The 1497-nt window shown below is 68.3% G+C and carries 1 protein-coding gene and 1 pseudogene; one reads left to right on the top strand and one right to left on the bottom strand.

The genetic code is table 11. The features are described from left to right. Positions 1-941, bottom strand: a pseudogene (locus tag ACJOT3_RS34540) (IS3 family transposase); the annotation flags it as partial. Between the two features lie 41 nt (positions 942-982). On the opposite strand from ACJOT3_RS34540, the gene ACJOT3_RS34545 reads away from it, so the two are divergent. Then, entirely contained in the window at positions 983-1459 is a 477-nt protein-coding gene (locus ACJOT3_RS34545; protein ID WP_406977337.1) for a DDE-type integrase/transposase/recombinase, read from the top strand. Positions 1460-1497: the final 38 nt, after the last annotated feature.

Here is a 1497-nt window from a genome sequence, read left to right on the forward strand (position 1 = left end):
GGAGTGGAACACGGCCCCGGCCAGGGTGCCCCTCTCGCGGGCGGCCGCCCTGAGCGCATCGGCCACGAGTTCGGTGCGCATGTGGTCGGCCAGCGCCCACCCCACCAGACGACGCGAATACAAGTCGATGACCGAGGCCAGGTAGAGGTTACGCCCGCCTGCCAGCGGCAGGTAGGTGATGTCTCCGACGTACTTCTCGCCGATGTTGTGGGCGGTGAAGTCCCGACTCAGCAGGTCGGGGTGCTTGCGGGCGCCCTGGTCGGCGTCGGTGGTCCGCACGCGCCGACGGAGCCGGATCCCGGCCAGGTCGTGCTCGCGCATCACGCGGGCGACCTTCTTGTGGTTGATGCGTTCATCCTCGTGTACTCCGTCGTTGAGGTCGGCGGTGATCCTGGGTGCCCCATAGGCGGCATCGCCGCCCTGTTCCGGGTCCTGCAAGGAGCGGATCCGCTCGGCCAGGGCCACGTCCGCCACCTGGCGGGCCGCACGGGCGGGGGCTGCCTTGAGCCAGGCGTAGAACGAGGACCGGGCCACGCCGATGACCTCGCACAACCGCTTCACCTCGAAGGTGTGTCGGTGGTCGGCGACGAACTGGAAGCGGTTCACCAGTTCGTCTCCCCGGCGAAATACTTGGCCGCCTGGCGCAGGATGTCGCGTTCGGTCTGAAGCTTGTGGCGTTCGGCTTGTTCGGCGGCCAGGGCGGACTCCAGACGGGCGATCCTGGCGGCAGCGGTCTCGCCCTTGGGCGGTGTAGCTGAGGCGGGCGTGGCGGGTGCTGGGGTGGGGCGTCCCGCGGGGTGCTGGGCGTAGACCCAGTTCTGCAGGGTGCCTCGGGAGATGCCCAGGTCCGCTGCGATCGCCTTGAAGGTGGCGCCCGGGGTGTTCAGGTAGAGGTCGACCGCCTGTCGGCGGAACTCCTCGGAGTAGGTCTTACGGGCCATGCCCTGATTCTCGCTTCCTCCCGACACCTGTCGGGTTCAGCGTGTCCAAGATCCAGGGTCAAGGCCCCCTCTACCTGGCCTCGGTCATCGACTTGTATTCGCGTCGTCTGGTGGGGTGGGCGCTGGCCGACCACATGCGCACCGAACTCGTGGCCGATGCGCTCAGGGCGGCCGCCCGCGAGAGGGGCACCCTGGCCGGGGCCGTGTTCCACTCCGACCACGGGTCGATCTACACCTCCCGGGCCTACGGGGATCTGTGCGTTGAGCTCGGCGTCGTCCAATCGATGGGGGCGATCGGGTCGAGCGCGGACAACGCCGCCGCGGAGAGCTTCAACGCCACGCTCAAACGCGAGACCCTCGCCGGAGAGGCTGTGTACGCGGACGAGGTGGTGTTGCGGCGCACGGTGTTCCGGTGGGCCCACCGCTACAACACCCGTCGTCGTCACTCGCACTGCCAGAACGTGTCTCCGAACGACTTCGAGGTCTCCAGAGCGTCTACGCTGGCGATCGCGGCGTAATCAATCACCCCCGTGTCCAACATCCGGGGTTAAGCCCC

The organism is Nocardiopsis protaetiae, assembly GCF_045446735.1.
GTDB lineage: Bacteria > Actinomycetota > Actinomycetes > Streptosporangiales > Streptosporangiaceae > Nocardiopsis > Nocardiopsis protaetiae.